The organism is Actinoallomurus soli (genome assembly GCF_024055715.1).
Lineage (GTDB): Bacteria > Actinomycetota > Actinomycetes > Streptosporangiales > Streptosporangiaceae > Actinoallomurus > Actinoallomurus soli.
Genome location: NZ_JAMXMV010000003.1, coordinates 271,149 through 285,058 on the forward strand (window position 1 = coordinate 271,149; position 13,910 = coordinate 285,058).

General features: G+C 70.7%; 18 protein-coding genes. 8 read left to right on the forward strand and 10 right to left on the reverse strand.

What is annotated here, in order from left to right; all coding sequences use genetic code 11:
- Positions 1-50: 50 nt before the first annotated feature.
- Entirely contained in the window at positions 51-473 is a 423-nt protein-coding gene (locus tag NDW01_RS10445) for a DUF4395 domain-containing protein (RefSeq protein ID WP_252782483.1), read from the reverse strand.
- 442 nt (positions 474-915) lie between these two features.
- Between NDW01_RS10445 and NDW01_RS10450 the strand changes: the two genes are divergently transcribed.
- Positions 916-1,275: a TlpA family protein disulfide reductase gene (locus NDW01_RS10450; RefSeq protein WP_406567714.1), complete on the forward strand. Its 360-nt coding sequence runs from the start codon at positions 916-918 to the stop codon at positions 1,273-1,275.
- A gap of 69 nt (positions 1,276-1,344) precedes the next feature.
- Here NDW01_RS10450 and NDW01_RS10455 read toward each other — a convergent pair whose 3' ends face one another.
- The 4 genes from NDW01_RS10455 to NDW01_RS10470 form a co-directional block, all read right to left on the reverse strand.
- Positions 1,345-2,070, reverse strand: a complete 726-nt coding sequence (locus NDW01_RS10455) for an anti-sigma factor family protein (RefSeq protein WP_252819267.1) — start codon at positions 2,068-2,070, stop codon at positions 1,345-1,347.
- A complete protein-coding gene (locus NDW01_RS10460; RefSeq protein ID WP_252819268.1) occupies positions 2,067-2,573 on the reverse strand; it encodes a sigma-70 family RNA polymerase sigma factor in 507 nt (168 codons plus the stop codon). Before NDW01_RS10460 ends, NDW01_RS10455 begins: the two co-directional genes overlap by 4 nt.
- 52 nt (positions 2,574-2,625) lie before the next feature.
- On the reverse strand, positions 2,626-3,336 hold the full coding sequence (locus NDW01_RS10465; protein WP_252819269.1) for an LmeA family phospholipid-binding protein: 711 nt from the start codon (positions 3,334-3,336) through the stop codon (positions 2,626-2,628).
- A 122-nt stretch (positions 3,337-3,458) separates the two neighbouring features.
- A complete protein-coding gene (locus NDW01_RS10470; RefSeq protein ID WP_252819270.1) occupies positions 3,459-3,713 on the reverse strand; it encodes a MoaD/ThiS family protein in 255 nt (84 codons plus the stop codon).
- A gap of 135 nt (positions 3,714-3,848) precedes the next feature.
- On the opposite strand from NDW01_RS10470, the gene NDW01_RS10475 reads away from it, so the two are divergent.
- Positions 3,849-4,556, forward strand: a complete 708-nt coding sequence (locus tag NDW01_RS10475) for a winged helix-turn-helix transcriptional regulator (RefSeq protein ID WP_252819274.1) — start codon at positions 3,849-3,851, stop codon at positions 4,554-4,556.
- Between the two features lie 469 nt (positions 4,557-5,025).
- Here the strand turns inward: NDW01_RS10475 and NDW01_RS44305 are convergent, their stop codons facing one another.
- Entirely contained in the window at positions 5,026-5,139 is a 114-nt protein-coding gene (locus NDW01_RS44305) for a DUF397 domain-containing protein (RefSeq protein ID WP_406567710.1), read from the reverse strand.
- 27 nt (positions 5,140-5,166) lie between these two features.
- On the reverse strand, positions 5,167-6,012 hold the full coding sequence (locus NDW01_RS10480; RefSeq protein ID WP_252819275.1) for a helix-turn-helix domain-containing protein: 846 nt from the start codon (positions 6,010-6,012) through the stop codon (positions 5,167-5,169).
- Between the two features lie 212 nt (positions 6,013-6,224).
- Between NDW01_RS10480 and NDW01_RS10485 the strand changes: the two genes are divergently transcribed.
- Positions 6,225-6,713, forward strand: coding sequence for an ATP-binding protein (locus NDW01_RS10485; RefSeq protein ID WP_252819277.1), 489 nt, complete (start codon positions 6,225-6,227; stop codon positions 6,711-6,713).
- A gap of 177 nt (positions 6,714-6,890) precedes the next feature.
- On the opposite strand, the gene NDW01_RS10490 is transcribed toward NDW01_RS10485, so the two are convergent.
- Positions 6,891-7,466 (reverse strand): TetR/AcrR family transcriptional regulator, encoded by a 576-nt coding sequence (locus tag NDW01_RS10490; RefSeq protein WP_252819279.1) that lies wholly within the window; start codon positions 7,464-7,466, stop codon positions 6,891-6,893.
- A gap of 103 nt (positions 7,467-7,569) precedes the next feature.
- On the opposite strand from NDW01_RS10490, the gene NDW01_RS10495 reads away from it, so the two are divergent.
- Positions 7,570-8,421 (forward strand): SDR family oxidoreductase, encoded by an 852-nt coding sequence (locus NDW01_RS10495; protein ID WP_252819281.1) that lies wholly within the window; start codon positions 7,570-7,572, stop codon positions 8,419-8,421.
- A gap of 48 nt (positions 8,422-8,469) precedes the next feature.
- Here NDW01_RS10495 and NDW01_RS10500 read toward each other — a convergent pair whose 3' ends face one another.
- On the reverse strand, positions 8,470-8,784 hold the full coding sequence (locus NDW01_RS10500; RefSeq protein WP_252819283.1) for a hypothetical protein: 315 nt from the start codon (positions 8,782-8,784) through the stop codon (positions 8,470-8,472).
- Positions 8,785-8,826: 42 nt separating this feature from the next.
- Positions 8,827-9,540, reverse strand: a complete 714-nt coding sequence (locus NDW01_RS10505; protein ID WP_252819285.1) for a hypothetical protein — start codon at positions 9,538-9,540, stop codon at positions 8,827-8,829.
- Between the two features lie 117 nt (positions 9,541-9,657).
- Here NDW01_RS10505 and mshD point away from each other — a divergent pair, with 117 nt between their 5' ends.
- The 4 genes from mshD to pstA all read left to right on the forward strand — a co-directional run bounded on the left by mshD (position 9,658) and on the right by pstA (position 13,904).
- Positions 9,658-10,512, forward strand: a complete 855-nt coding sequence (gene mshD, locus NDW01_RS10510; protein WP_252819846.1) for a mycothiol synthase — start codon at positions 9,658-9,660, stop codon at positions 10,510-10,512.
- Positions 10,513-10,843: 331 nt separating this feature from the next.
- Positions 10,844-11,944, forward strand: a complete 1,101-nt coding sequence (pstS, locus tag NDW01_RS10515; RefSeq protein WP_252819288.1) for a phosphate ABC transporter substrate-binding protein PstS — start codon at positions 10,844-10,846, stop codon at positions 11,942-11,944.
- Between the two features lie 107 nt (positions 11,945-12,051).
- Positions 12,052-13,029, forward strand: a complete 978-nt coding sequence (pstC, locus tag NDW01_RS10520) for a phosphate ABC transporter permease subunit PstC (protein WP_252782495.1) — start codon at positions 12,052-12,054, stop codon at positions 13,027-13,029.
- Positions 13,030-13,034: 5 nt separating this feature from the next.
- Positions 13,035-13,904 (forward strand): phosphate ABC transporter permease PstA, encoded by an 870-nt coding sequence (gene pstA / locus NDW01_RS10525; RefSeq protein ID WP_252819848.1) that lies wholly within the window; start codon positions 13,035-13,037, stop codon positions 13,902-13,904.
- Positions 13,905-13,910 lie beyond the last annotated feature (6 nt).

The following is a 13,910-nucleotide window of genomic DNA, read 5'->3' on the forward strand; positions in this document are numbered from 1 at the left end:
GGATCTTCTTCGGGTGTTGGTGGCATGGCCGTGGTCTGGACGAACCCGGCCTACGGTGCGGCCCGCCGTGGAGCGAGCCGCCGGATCAGCAGATAAGCCTCACATCCCAGGCAGAACCCGAAGGCCGCGTTGAGGAACGCCGCGATCAGCGCGAACGCCGTCGCGGTCATCCCCACCGCAGGGACCTTCAGGACATATCCGAGCACCCCCGTGAGGGCGAACGCCGCACCCACTCCCTGTGCGAAGCGGGGCGGCGCCTCCGGCTCGAACTCGCGCGGAGCGCCGAGCCGGGGGCGGACGAGTGCCTGGTAGATCAGGCCGTACGGGGCGTTGCGGAGCCCGAAGACGACTCCGACGACGAACACGACGGCCTGGGCCGCCAGTAGCAACCAACTGCCGGTCACGAGAACGACGACCAAGACGAAGGTGGTGAGGGCCGCGCCGAAACGCTGACCCCGTGGGTCGACCTGCATCGGCTGATGCTCCCGGTGACTGCGGTGGTGCGACGGGCTGGACGGGCTCAGATGCCTCAGGCCGCAGGACAGAGCGCGGTGGCGACGCGGCAGAAGTCGACCGCCCGTCGCTTCGTCAGCAACTCCGTCCAGGTACGCACGGACACGATGGTAAGCGCCGTCTCGCTCAACGTAAAACCCCGTCTCGACCATCGAGACGTGAACCCTCTCCCATGGACGCCGCCGACCTGCGCGAACACCCGAGAAAAGGATCTTGGATCGCCGGGTGCGCCGGGCGGCGGAGGACTGCGGGAAGGCCGGGGTGCGGAACCGAGGTCCACGGGAATGCCGGGGCCGCTGAGGGGCGCGGGAATGCGCGGCGCCGCGCGTACCTTGAGAACCGGTGATGACCGGAATCTACGTCGCGGTGGCGGCGCTCGTCCTGGCCACGGTGTACGGCCTGATCTGGCGGCACCGGAACGGCGCCCTGCGCGCACGGAAGGATGGTGACGTGGAACGTCTCGACGCCGCCGAGCTCGGGGCCGACCTCGGTGACCGGGCCACCCTGGTGCAGTTCTCCTCGGCGTTCTGCGCGCCGTGCCGCGCGACCCGGCGGGTCCTGGGCGAGGTGGCCGGCATGGTCGAGGGCGTGGTCCACGTCGAGGTCGACGCGGAGGCGAACCTCGACCTCGTACGCCGGCTGAACGTCCTGCGCACCCCGACCGTGCTCGTGCTCGACGCGTCCGGCCGGATCGTACGCCGCGGCGCCGGACTGCCCCGCAAGGCCGACATCATCGCCGCCCTCGGCGAAGCCGTCGCCTGACAGGGCGACGCGGTCGCCTGGTGCGGCAAGGCGGTCGCCTGGTGCGGCGAGGCGGTCTTCCGCGGCCTCTCAGACCCGGATGCTGAGCAGCCGCCGACCGTCGACGGTGCGCACCTCGACCGCCGTGATCCGGTCCTTGGGGATCATGGATGATCCGGCGAACTCGGCGGAGCGCTCGTACTTCACCGCCCAGCCGCCCGCGATGTCACGCCGACCGTCCCGGGCCACGGCGACCAGATGGCAGAGGGTCTCCGCCGGGGCGCCGCTGAGGCGGACCGTGAACGCGGTCCCCCACTTCTCGGCCTGCATGGTGATCCGGGCGCTGATGCCGGTGGCGGCGTCCGTGGCCTGAACGGTCGTGACCCCGCCCGCCGTCGACCCCGGTGCGGGCGTCGTCGGACCCGGCGTCGGGGTGGCCGTGGGCGCGGCGACCGGCCGGGCCGTTCCGAGGTTGTGCCCCACGGCCACTCCGGCCCCTCCGGTCACCAGGGCGGCGGCCGCCGCGACCGCCAGCCACCGGCGGTTCCGGTGGCTCCGCGTCCGGTGCTCGGCGGCGGCGCGGGCGAGCACCGACTCCAGCAGCTCCGGCGGCGGGGCGCCGACCTGCGTGATCTGCTCCTCGGTCACCCGGCCCAGCAGAGCGGGCAGGCCTGCCAGGCCGGCCAGCTCGTCGCGGCACCGGCGGCAGTGGGCCAGGTGGTCGTCGACCAGGGCACGCTCCGCGGGATCGATCGCGCCGAGGACGTACACCCCGAGCAGCGCCCGGAGATCGGCGCATCGGGCATGCGTCGTCATGGCGCCAACCCCCGTTCTTCCAATGCCAGTTTGAGCGCGCGCAGCGCGTAGTAGGTGCGTGACTTGACCGTCCCGGCCGGTATGCCCAGCACCGCCGCCGCCTCCGCCACCGAACGCCCCCGGTAGTACGTCTCGACCAGTACGGCGCGGTGCTCGGCGCTGAGGTCGGCGAGGGCCTCGGCGACGGTCCACGACTCGAGGGCGCGGTCGATGTCGTCGCTCGCGGGCAGGGCGGCGAGCGCCGCCTCGCCCGTCTCGGGCGGCCGCGACCGCCGCGACCGGTGGACGTCCACGGCGAGGTTGCGGGCGACCGTGAACAGCCAGGGGCGTACGGGACGGCCGACCAGCGCGCCGGGATGACGCCAGGCGCGCAGCAACGTCTCCTGGACGATGTCCTCGGCCTGCTGGCGGTCGCCGGTCAGCCGCAGGACGTATCCCAGGAGCGGGCCGCCGTGCTCGGCGTACAGTGCGCGGAGCAGCCGCTCGTCCGCAGTGGGTCCCACACCCTCGGCACGTACCGGGGCGCCGGATGGTTCACCGTCCTACGGCCCGGGTTCAGCGGACGTTGAGGCTGTCCAGTTTGACGTTCTGCGCGGTGGTCGACACCCGCAGGCCGTCCGACTCGACCTTCACGTCGGTGATCCGCGTGTTCAGCGGGAGGCCGTTCACGGACATCGTGAAGGTGAACGCCTGGCGGACCAGCCCCAACGGCACCGTCGTCCCGCCCGCCTTCACCGACTGCGGCACGACACGGACGCTGCGCCCGGAGGGCTGCACGGACACCGTGGCCGTCACGGTCCGCGTGATGCCCAGGCCGGGGACGGTGTACGGGCCGCGCACCTGCAGGTCGGAACCTGCCGCCGAGACCTTCATGTCACGCGGTGCGGACTTGTTCACCTCGTCGTAGCCGACGGTGGCCGTGGACGTCGCGGTCTCCGCGACCATCTTGGAGGAGTCGCCGTGCATGGCGTCGGACATCGGCGCGGTGACGCCCTTGAGCGCGACCTTCGTGTCGGTGAGGTGGACCCCCTGCTGGGTGAGGTCCCCGACGTTGATGTCGATCTCGTCGTACCGGCCGTCGATCGCCTGCGTCAGGAACGGGAAGCCCTTGATGGACACGTCGGGAGTGTGGTCGAGGTCGTACTGCGAGGCGACGTTCTTGGCGATCTCGTTCTGCGCCACCCTGCGCCCGACGATGTCGCCGGCGATGGCGATTCCGCCGAAGACGATCAGCAGAATCAGGCAGATAACGAACGCTTTTCGCATGTCTCCCCCGATCGGCGGTAGGCGATCACCTTACCGATGGCGCCACCCCGGCGTGGTCACACCGTGTGCTGAGATCGGCCGGGCCCGGGTCGCCCGGCGGGACCACGCGGCCCCGGCGCCTCTCATCCGCCGGCGAACGGCGGCAGCACCTCGACCGTGCCGCCGTCGGGCAGCGCGACCGCCGCGGGGTCCCGCGTGCCGACCGGAGCGCCGTCCACCAGGAACGAACTCCGGGCCAGGACGCGCCCGAACTCCGCGCCCCGGTCGGCCGCGGCGGCCGTCAGGGCCTCCGCGAGCGTCGCGGCGTCATAGGGCTCCTCCGTGGTCCCGGCCGCCGCGCGCGCGGCGGCCCAGTACCTGATCAGGCCCTTGGCCATGGTCCCCCTTCCGTGGTCTACACCACTCGGGTAGTGAGCTCTTTTCCTCCGTTCGATATCCTCGCCTATTAGGGATCCGGGCAGCGTCGCCCTCGGGTCCTCGACGTCTTTTTGGGCCCCAAACGAGGAGGCCGTATGAGTAGCCTGCTGTTGCTGACCAACGTGCTCGAACCCTCGGACGAGGTCCTGCCCGCCCTGGGCCTGCTGCTGCACTCCGTTCGCGTCGCTCCGGCCGAGGGGTCTGCACTCATCGACGCGCCACCGACCGACCTGGTGCTCGTCGACGCGCGCCGGGACCTCGCCCACGCCAAGAGCCTCTGCCGCCTGCTCCGCACCACCGGACTCGACTCCCCGCTCATCGCGATCGTCACCGAGGGCGGGCTGGCCGCCCTCACTCCCGAATGGGGCCTCGACGACGTCTTCCTCCAGACGGCCGGTCCCGCCGAGGTGGAGACGCGCATCCGGCTGGCGCTCGGCCGGGTGGCCGCCGCCCAACCAGACGACGTTCCGGGCGAGATCCGCAACGGCGAGCTCACGATCGACGAGGCGACGTACACCGCGCGGCTGCGCGGACGGGTGCTGGACCTGACGTTCAAGGAGTTCGAGCTGCTGAAGTACCTCGCCCAGCACCCCGGCCGGGTCTTCACCCGCGCCCAACTGCTCCAGGAGGTGTGGGGGTACGACTACTTCGGCGGCACCCGCACGGTCGACGTGCACGTACGGCGGCTGCGCGCGAAGCTGGGCGCGGAGTACGAATCCTTGATCGGAACGGTCCGAAACGTCGGCTACCGATTCGTGGCCGACACCCGGCCGACCGAGGAAGGAGCCCCCGCCCACCGCTGAGCGGGGGCTCACCCATCTGCCAGGTCAGCACGGCGCGACGCACTCACACCGCCTGCGCGCTGCGCCTGGGCCTGAGCGGACGGCCTGGGCACTGGACCTGGGCGGGCGGCAGCGCGGTGACATCGTCCTCGTCGGGCAAGGCGCGGGCGGCGGGCCGGCCGGCGAGCCCACGCAGCTAGCGTGGCCGGTCGGCGGTCAGACGACCGCCACCCACCGGTCCGTGGACCTCGTGCTCACCGCCCCCGACGACGGCGGACCGCTCGCCGAGCGTCCCCCAGGCGTCGGAGCGCCGAGGGTTTTCGTCGTGCGGACCACCAGGATCCTCGGCGTTCGCTGCGGCAACCGGGTCGGCTGCCCACTCGTTCTCCCGGCTACCGATCGGCGAGGCGGACCTCGGCGCCCTGGCCCTCATCGCCGCGCGAGGATCGCCGCCATGCAGGATTGATCAGCTCGTGACTGCCTTTCGGGGCTAATCCTCGTCGGAGCGGACGGTCAGCGTCGCGACCTCGACGCAAGAGCCGTTCTGGGTGCTTCGGATGCTCTTTCGCCAGGCAGCGTCGAGTAGGTCTTGGGGCGTTGGCATCGGTACGGCTTCCTATTTGGCCCGTCCTCACCGGTTGGTGAGTATGTCCAGCGTATTCGCCGGACTCGCCGCCGCGCCGACCAGATTCAGGAAGGTCGACTGGTACCGCTTCACCTCGGCGGGTTCCTCGATGAACATTTCACCGGCTACCAGGTCGACGAACACCGCGTCGAGATCACTGGGCTCGGGGAACCGCAGGATGTTGAATGAGCTCGACATGCTGGCGTGCGCGCCGGCGTCGTACGGGATGACCTGAACGGTGACGTTCGGGAGCTGGGCGATCTGACGCAAGTGCTCGATCTGGGCGCACATCACCTTCCGGCCCCCAACGATCCGATGCAGAACGGCTTCATCGAGGACCGCAATGACCTCCAGCGCTGGATCCTCATACAGGGCCTGCTGGCGCCGCGTGCGGATGTCGATACGGGCTTGGACCTGATCGTCCGACAACGTCATCGCGCCACCACGGATGACGGCGTCGGCGTACTCGGGAGTCTGAAGCAGGCCGGGAACGGCCAGCGGCTCGAAGACCAGGACGCTGGCGGCTTCGGCCTCAAGGCCGATGAACGTCGTCGTGGCTGCGGTCAGCATCTTGTCGTACGGATCCCACCATCCGCGCCTGCGACCGTCGCGGGCAAGCTGTTCGAGGTACTTGCGCTGTTCTCCGGCGACGCCGTAGACCTCGCACAAGTCCCGGACGTCGCGCGGGTCGGGCCGCTTGCCCTCATTGCGCTCCATGCGAGTGAGCTTGCTGGGTGTCCACTCCAGCCGTGCGGCGACCTCCGCGCTCTTCAGGCCGGCTTCCTCGCGCAGCCGTCGCAGTTCTTGGGCGAGCCGGCGACGTCGCAAAGTTGGGCTCTGCCGGTCGGGCATGGATGTCTCCGCTGCGTCGATCTGACCTGGTGAAGCGATGCTAGAGCACTCTGCGACGAGGCCTCCGGAAGAACGACATTTCGTGACTATATTCGCGCGACTCAACTTAGGTCTTGCAAGTTAGGTCTGCTGCGAGCACTATGAGCCGCATACCTAGCCGCATCGCGCGGCCTAGTCGGCCGCGCGCCCCTGACCTGGGGAGTTGATCTCCCGTGACACCTGACCCAGCGGTCGCCGACCGCGTCGGCCCCCGATCCCGCCGGCCCGCCTGGCTCGCGCTCCATGCCCGCCCGGCCGAAGCCGCCCGGGCCCGTTCCTTCGCCTCGGCCGAGGTGTTCGGCCTCCCGTTCGACCCGTACGAGATCGGGCTCGTCACCAGTGAGATCGTGACGAACGCGATCCGCGCCGCCCTCGCACTACGCCCCTGGCCGGACGACCTGTGGCCGATCGGTGTCCAGATGACCACCACGCACCGGTACGTGTACCTCGCGGTGACCGACCCGGACGGCCGCCGGATGGCCGCACCCGACGACGGCGGGCTGCTCGCCGAGCACGGCCGGGGCCTGTCGATCGTCGACCACCTCGCCGCCGCCCGATGGGTCACCTACGCAGAGCACGGCAAGACCGTGCACGTCGTCATCACCGCGTCCGAGGTGACGCTGACCCCGACGGAACTGCAGTGGATCCGGGATGCGCGGTGAACCATCGAGAAGATCGGACCGGGTCCCGGCGGGATCTCGACGGGTCGGCATGGCGGTCCACCGGCGCGCGGAGCGCCGAGGATGTTCGTCGTGCCGGCGACCAGAACACTCGGCGCTCCGCTGCGGGTCCTGCGGCGGGACACCTGGCAGACCTTCGACGCGCTGGGCGACGCGGGTTCAGCGTGCGGTCAGGTCCTTGGTCAGCGAGTCCATGAAGAGGTCGACGAGCCGGCGGGCCTGTTCTTCGGTGCCGTGTTGCACGGAGTAGGCGATGCCGCCCATGAGGAGCAGCACATCGTCGGGGGCGACGTCGGTGCGCAGGGTGCCGTCGCGGGCGCCGGCCTCGATGAGGGCGGTGACGGCGCCGATGAGGAGGGCGCGGCTGTCGGCGAACGGGTCGACCCCGGAGGCGATGACCGCGTTGAGCGCCGCGGACATGCCGCTCTTGGCGGTGGCGTAGTCGATGAAGTGGGCCATCCACCGCCGGGTGGCCTCGGCGGCCGGGTACCGGGCGAGGAGGTCGGCCGCCTGGTCGCACACGCGGGTGAGCTGATGCCGGTAGGCGGCGTCGATGAGGGCCTCTCGGGTGGGGAAGTGCCGGTAGAGCGTGCCGACGCCGACACCCGCCCGCTTCGCGATGGCGGCCGGCGCGGTGTCCAGCCCTTCCTGGGCGAAGACCTGCGCGGCGACCTCCAGCAGACGCGCCCGATTCTGCAGCGCGTCACTCCTGGTCCGGCGAGGCGTCGCGGGCATGGGGGGGGCTCCCTCGCTGTTTCTCTTCGGTTGCGTTCCGGAATGAGTTCCGGTTAGCTCTAACCGGAACATATTCCGCTAAGACTCTAACCCGGGAGAACTCATGCCCACTCCCCCCGAGCAGGCCGTACGCCACTGGTTCGTCACCGGGGCCGCCGGCGGCCTGGGCCGGCACATCATCGAGCACGCTCTCCGGCACGGCGACCGCGTGACCGCCACGGCCCGCCGTCCCGATGCGCTGGACGATCTGCACGCGGCGTACGGCGACCGGTTGACCGTCGAGATCCTCGACCTCACCCGGCCGGCCGAGGTCGACGCGGTGGTCGATCGGACGCTCCGGACCGGACCGGTGGACATCGTGGTCAACAACGCCGGATACGCGGTCGTGGGCGCCGCCGAGGAGATGACCGTCGAGCAGGTGCGCGACCAGATCGAGGTCCTGCTGCTCGCGCCGATGCTGATCACCCGGGCGTTCCTGAAGCCGATGCGCGAACAGGGCGGCGGCCGGATCATCCAGATCTCCAGCATGGGCGGCCAGATCGGCATCCCCACGCACAGCGCCTATCACGCCGGCAAGTGGGGGCTCGAAGGCTTCACCGAGAGCGTCAGCGGTGAGGTCGCCGACTTCGGTGTTCACCTCACCCTGGTCGAACTCGGCGGCACCCGCACCGGCTTCGCCTCGGCCCTGCGCTACACCACCGAAACCGCCCCCTACCGGGACAACGCCGTCGGCCGGATCCGGCGGCGGTTGGAGACCACGGACGCCGATGCCCTCCCCGGCGACCCGGCCAAGGTCGCCGCCGCGATCTACGACACCACCCAGAACCCGAACCCGCCCCTGCGCCTCGCCCTCGGCTCCGACACCTACGACGCCGTCCACAGCGCACTCACCGAGCGTCTCGCCGCGCTCGAGAGCCAGAAGGACCTCGCGGCATCTGTCGCCTTCGCTCACTGACCCGGCCTGTCGACAGGCCCGGAGATCACAGGTTCGGCGTTCCAGCGGTCAGCGCGGTGACGTGGGCCATCCCGGGCCCTGCGGCGGCGGACCGCCCTGCGGATGAGGCGCCTGGGGGTGAGGGCCGTAGGCACCGTCCGGCTGAGGCGGCAGGTGGCCGCCCGGAGCGTAGGGGCCTCCGGGGCCGGTCGGCGGCGGGCCGTACGGCCCGTGGGGCACCGGCGGGAACGGCTGCTGCGGACCGGGACCGTAGGGCGCGGCGCTCCGCCGCCTGCGTCGTGCGCCCGCCGTGACGGCGATGAGGAGGATCCCGAGGACCCCGAAGAAGAACAGGATGATGATCAGCAAAGCCAGTGCTGCCATGGCGCCTTCGTCTCCGGTCGTTTCTCTCTCGCGGCCGTCGCCTCAGCGGGCGTCGTAAGGGCCGTAGGGGAAGCGCTGCCGGTCCTCCGGCTCGCGGTGCCCTGGGTCGGGGTACGCCGACGGGTCGAGGCGGTCCGTCCGGATCGGCCGCGGGTTCCTCCGCTGCCACTCGGGTGACTCAAAGGGCGACCGGCCGCGCGCGCCGTACGGATCACCGGCCGAGGCCGCGTAAGGATCGCCCTGCCCGTACGGGTCCGCGGGTCCGCCGTAGGAGGGCCGGGAGGTCGGCTCCGGCGACCGTCGCGGGGCGGGGACGTAGGGCTCCCAGTCGGAGATCTCGGCTCGCTGAGGCGGCGCGTACGGCTCCGGCGCAGGGCTGTCGTACGGCTCCGGGGCGGTCCTGTCGTGCGGCTCCGGTGTGGTTCTGTCGTACGGCTCGCGGGACGGAGTGGCGTACGGGTCACGGCCGGGCGCGTAGGAACCGGAAGCCGCGGGAGCGGATCCGTACCCCGGAGCGGGGCGGTACGCGTCGTACGCGGCCGCAGAGGCGGGGCGTGGCGGCTCCAGGGCGGCCCGGTACGGCGTGGGCTCGAAGTCGTCGTCGTCCCCGTACGCGGCGCCGTCGTCCTCGAAGACCGCGTCCGGGCCGGTCAGGACCCAGCGGCGGCCCATCAGCGCGAACACGAGGACCAGGAGCAGCACAGCGACGGGCACGGCCAGCGCACCGGCCATGATCGGGAGTCCCGGATCGCCCACGACGACCGCCTTCCGCGCAGGTGAAGGCCTGATCGTATGGCAATGCCCGCACCGTACGGAAGGGCTCTGGACCAAATCCTGACTTCAGCGGTCAAAGGGCCTGAGACTACGCTCGCGATCGTGGACGTGATGACGCGGGAGCGGTTGACGGACGATGAGGTCAGGGACGCGCTGGCGGTCGCGGAGGCGGCCGCGGAGGCCGACGGCGTACGGCCGCTGGGCGAGAGCGCGCTGCTGCGGCTGCGGGACGGCGGTGGGGCGTTCCTCACGCGCGACGGGGGGACTCTCGCGGGGGTCGGCGTCCTGGACGGCGACGCGGGCGAGTTCGTGGTGCATCCGGGGTTCCGGCGGCGGGGACACGGCCGCGCCCTGGCGACGGCGCTGCTCGGGCAGGCCGGTTCGCTGCGGGTGTGGGCGCACGGGGAGCTTCCGGGTGCGGTGGCGCTGGCGGGTTCGCTGGGCTTCGAGCGGTTCCGGGCGCTGTGGAAGATGCGCCGTCCGCTCGACGCGTCGCTGCCGGAGGTGGCGTGGCCTGCGGGTGTGCGGCTGCGCACGTTCGAGGTGGGGGCGGACGAGGACGCGTGGGTGCGGGTGAACGCGCGGGCCTTCGCGGACCATCCGGAGCAGGGCGCCTGGACCCGCGCGGACCTGGAGCGGCGGGAGCGCGAGCCGTGGTTCTCCCCGGAGGGGTTCTTCCTGGCGGAGCGGGACGGCGAGCTGCTCGGCTTCCACTGGACCAAGGTGGAGGACGGCGTGGGCGAGGTGTACGTCGTGGGCGTCGACCCGTCCGCGCAGGGGCTGGGTCTGGGCCGGGCGCTGACCCTGACCGGCCTGCACCACCTGAGGTCGCTCGCCCTGCCGGAGGTCATCCTGTACGCCGACGAGGCGAACACCCCCGCCACCACCATGTACGCGCGACTGGGCTTCGAGCACTTCGCCACCGACGCGATGTATCGCTCCCCCGCGCGCTGACCGTCCGCCCGCCGGCGCCACCCGTACGCTGACCGCCCGTTCGCCGGCACCGCTCGTCCGCCGGCGCCGCCCGCGCGCTGACCGCCGGCCCGCTGACCGCCCGCACGCGGGTGGCCACAGGGGCCGGCGGGGCCCGCCTCCTGGGGTGTTAACCGTACGGACGCCCTACAGAAGCGCTCATTTTCCGACAAGTCACCATCACGTTCATCTTCCGTTCACCTGGATCGGAGTGGCTGGTCATCTCTCCTGCTTAGCGTCGGGACTCGACGGTGCCCCCCGACCGTGCGAACGCTCGGGGCCCCGCCCGACACTTACTTGAGGAGATACTTCGGTGATCAACAGCACTCGGCTGGCCGCTCTTGGCGGCGTGGCCCTTGCGGGTGCGCTCGCGCTGACCGCGTGCGGTACGGACAACAACGGCAGCAAGGGCGCCAGCGGCGGCGGCACCGCCGCGAGCGGCGACTGCGTGAAGACGGCGGTGAACGCCGCCGGCTCGACGGCCCAGGCCAACGCGATCAGCGAGTGGACCAAGGGCTACCAGCAGAACTGCGCCGGAGCGAACCTCAACTACAACGCCAACGGTTCGGGCGCGGGCATCCAGGCGTTCACGCAGGGCCAGGTGGCCTTCGCCGGTTCGGACTCGGCGCTCAAGCCGGAGGAGCACGGCCCGGCCGACCAGCGCTGCAAGGACGGCAAGGCCCTCGACCTGCCCATGGTGATCGGCCCGATCGCGGTCGTCTACAACCTGAAGGGCGTCGACGGCCTGCAGCTGTCGCCGACCACCCTGGCGAGCATCTTCGCCGGCAAGATCAAGACCTGGGACGACGCGGCGATCAAGAAGGACAACCCGCAGGCGAAGCTCCCGAGCACCCCGATCAAGACGGTGCACCGCGCCGACGACTCGGGCACGACGGACAACTTCACCAAGTTCCTCACCGACACCGCGCCGGACATCTGGAAGTTCCCGGGCGGCAAGAAGTGGACCGCCCCGGGCGGCCAGGGCGCGACCAAGTCCGACGGCGTCTCCACGGTCGTGAAGCAGACCGACGGCGCGATCTCCTACACGGAGATGTCCTACGCGACCAACGGCAAGCTGCAGACCGCCAAGATCGGCAACGGCGCGAACCAGTTCGTCGAGCCCTCCCCCGAGACCGCGTCGCAGGGTGCGGCCGGCGCCCAGATCGTCGGCACCGGCAACGACCTGTCCCTCAAGGTCGACTACAAGACCAAGCAGGGTTACCCGATCATCCTGTTCACGTACGAGATCGCCTGCGAGAAGGGTCTGCCCGACCAGCAGGCGAAGTTCGTCAAGTCCTACCTGACCTACACCTCCAGCCAGCAGGGCCAGTCGGTGCTCAGCGGCCTCGGCTACGCGCCGCTGCCCGACTCGATCCTCACCAAGGTCCAGGCCGCCGTTAAGGGCCTGTCCTGACCGATAGGAGTACCGAGCCGGTGCGGGAGACCCGTACCGGCTCGGTCGCGTGCATGTGAAGAGACCTCTATGAACGACAGGGTGAGTCGGTGGGCATGGGAGGCAGGATGACCAGCGAGACCCTTGAGCAGGGCGCGACCCGCGCTCTGGGCGGCAGAGCCCGCAAGATGAGTACCGGGCGCACGGGGGACCGGCTGTTCGGCCTCTCAGCGAAGGGCTCCGGCATCCTCCTGCTCGCGGTGATGGCGGCGATCGCGGTGTTCCTCATCGTGAAGGCGCTGCCGGCGTTGCGGGCGGACAAGGCCAACTTCCTCACCTCGCAGGAGTGGAACCCCGACGCCGCGCAGTCGCGGTTCGGGATCGCCCAGCTGACCTTCGGCACCGTCCTGTCGTCGCTGCTGGCGCTGATCCTGGCGACGCCCGTGGCGGTCGGGATCGCGCTGTTCATCGGGTTCTACGCGCCGAGGCGGCTCGCCGACGGGCTCGGGTACGTCGTCGACCTGCTCGCCGCGGTGCCCAGCATCGTGTACGGCCTGTGGGGCCTGCAGTTCTTCGTCCCGAAGATGAACGGCGTGGCGACCTTCCTGCACGACGACTTCGGCTGGATCCCGCTGTTCGGCGGGGACACGGTCGGCGGGCAGTGCATCCTGACCGCCTCGATCGTGCTGGCGATCATGATCCTGCCGATCATCTCGTCGATCACCCGCGAGGTCTTCCTGCAGGTGCCGCGGGCCAACGTCGAGGCCGCCCTCGCCCTCGGTGCGACGCGCTGGGAGGTCATCCGGATGGCGGTCCTGCCGTTCGGCCGCTCGGGCATGATCAGCGCCTCGATGCTCGGCCTCGGCCGGGCCCTGGGCGAGACGATCGCGGTCGCCCTGGTGCTGGGCACGGCCTCGGGCATCAGCCTGCACCTGCTGAAGCCGGGCGGTAACACCTTCGCCGCCAACATCGCCAACACGTTCGCGATGGCCGGGAAGATCGGGCAGAGCGCGCTCATCGCCTCCGGCCTGGTGCTCTTCGTCATCACCCTTCTCGTGAACATGGCCGCCCGCGCGGTCATCGCCCGCCGCAAGGAGTTCGTGTGAGCACCGTGAACCTCGCCGGCCCGTCCGGTCTTCGCAAGTTCAAGGACAAGCTCGCCCTCGTCCTGGTCTGCGCCGCCTTCGCGCTGGCCGTCATCCCGCTGGTGACGCTGCTGTACACGGTGATCAAGAACGGCGCGAAGCGGTTCGACATGGAGTTCTTCACCCACTCCATGAACGCCATCGGCGGCCGCGACGCGGGCGGCGGCGCGTACCACGCGATCATCGGCACGATCGAGCAGGTCGGCCTGGCGAGCGTGATCTCGATCCCCATCGGCGTGCTCACCGCCATCTACCTCGTCGAGTACGGCGGCGGCGGCCGGCTGGCGCGGGTCGTGACGTTCTTCGTCGACGTCATGACGGGCGTGCCCTCGATCGTGTCGGGCCTGTTCGTGTTCGCGTTCTGGATCGCGCTGCTCGGCTTCGAGTACATGGGTTTCGCCGGCTCGCTGGCCCTGTCGGTGCTGATGCTGCCGACGGTCGTCCGGGCCGCCGAGGAGATGCTCAAGCTCGTCCCGAACGACCTGCGCGAGGCGTCGTACGCGCTCGGCGTGCCGCGCTGGCGGACGATCTGCTTCGTCGTCCTGCCGACGGCCTTCACCGGCATCATCACCGGCGTCATGCTGGCCGTCGCCCGCGTCATGGGCGAGACCGCGCCGCTGCTGATGACGGTGTTCGTCACCACGGCGATCAACAACGACCCGTTCAAGGGCCCGCAGATGTCGCTGCCGCTGTTCGTCTGGGACCAGGCGCAGCTGCCGCAGCAGGTCGCCATCGACCGGGCGTGGGCCGGCGCGCTCACGCTGATCCTCTTCGTCATGCTGCTGAACCTCGCGGCGCGCCTCATCGCCCGCCTGCGCAAGCCCGTATCCCGATAGGAGAAC

Bases quoted from the DNA above. Each gene is read 5' to 3' on its own strand.
- NDW01_RS10475 (WP_252819274.1), top strand. From the start codon at position 3,849: ATGAGTAGCCTGCTGTTGCTGACCAACGTGCTCGAACCCTCGGACGAG.
- NDW01_RS10480 (WP_252819275.1), bottom strand. From the start codon at position 6,012: ATGCCCGACCGGCAGAGCCCAACTTTGCGACGTCGCCGGCTCGCCCAA.
- NDW01_RS44305 (WP_406567710.1), bottom strand. From the start codon at position 5,139: ATGCCAACGCCCCAAGACCTACTCGACGCTGCCTGGCGAAAGAGCATC.
- NDW01_RS10490 (WP_252819279.1), bottom strand. From the start codon at position 7,466: ATGCCCGCGACGCCTCGCCGGACCAGGAGTGACGCGCTGCAGAATCGG.
- NDW01_RS10445 (WP_252782483.1), bottom strand. From the start codon at position 473: ATGCAGGTCGACCCACGGGGTCAGCGTTTCGGCGCGGCCCTCACCACC.
- NDW01_RS10495 (WP_252819281.1), top strand. From the start codon at position 7,570: ATGCCCACTCCCCCCGAGCAGGCCGTACGCCACTGGTTCGTCACCGGG.
- NDW01_RS10500 (WP_252819283.1), bottom strand. From the start codon at position 8,784: ATGGCAGCACTGGCTTTGCTGATCATCATCCTGTTCTTCTTCGGGGTC.
- NDW01_RS10455 (WP_252819267.1), bottom strand. From the start codon at position 2,070: ATGACGACGCATGCCCGATGCGCCGATCTCCGGGCGCTGCTCGGGGTG.
- NDW01_RS10465 (WP_252819269.1), bottom strand. From the start codon at position 3,336: ATGCGAAAAGCGTTCGTTATCTGCCTGATTCTGCTGATCGTCTTCGGC.
- pstC (WP_252782495.1), top strand. From the start codon at position 12,052: ATGACCAGCGAGACCCTTGAGCAGGGCGCGACCCGCGCTCTGGGCGGC.
- NDW01_RS10470 (WP_252819270.1), bottom strand. From the start codon at position 3,713: ATGGCCAAGGGCCTGATCAGGTACTGGGCCGCCGCGCGCGCGGCGGCC.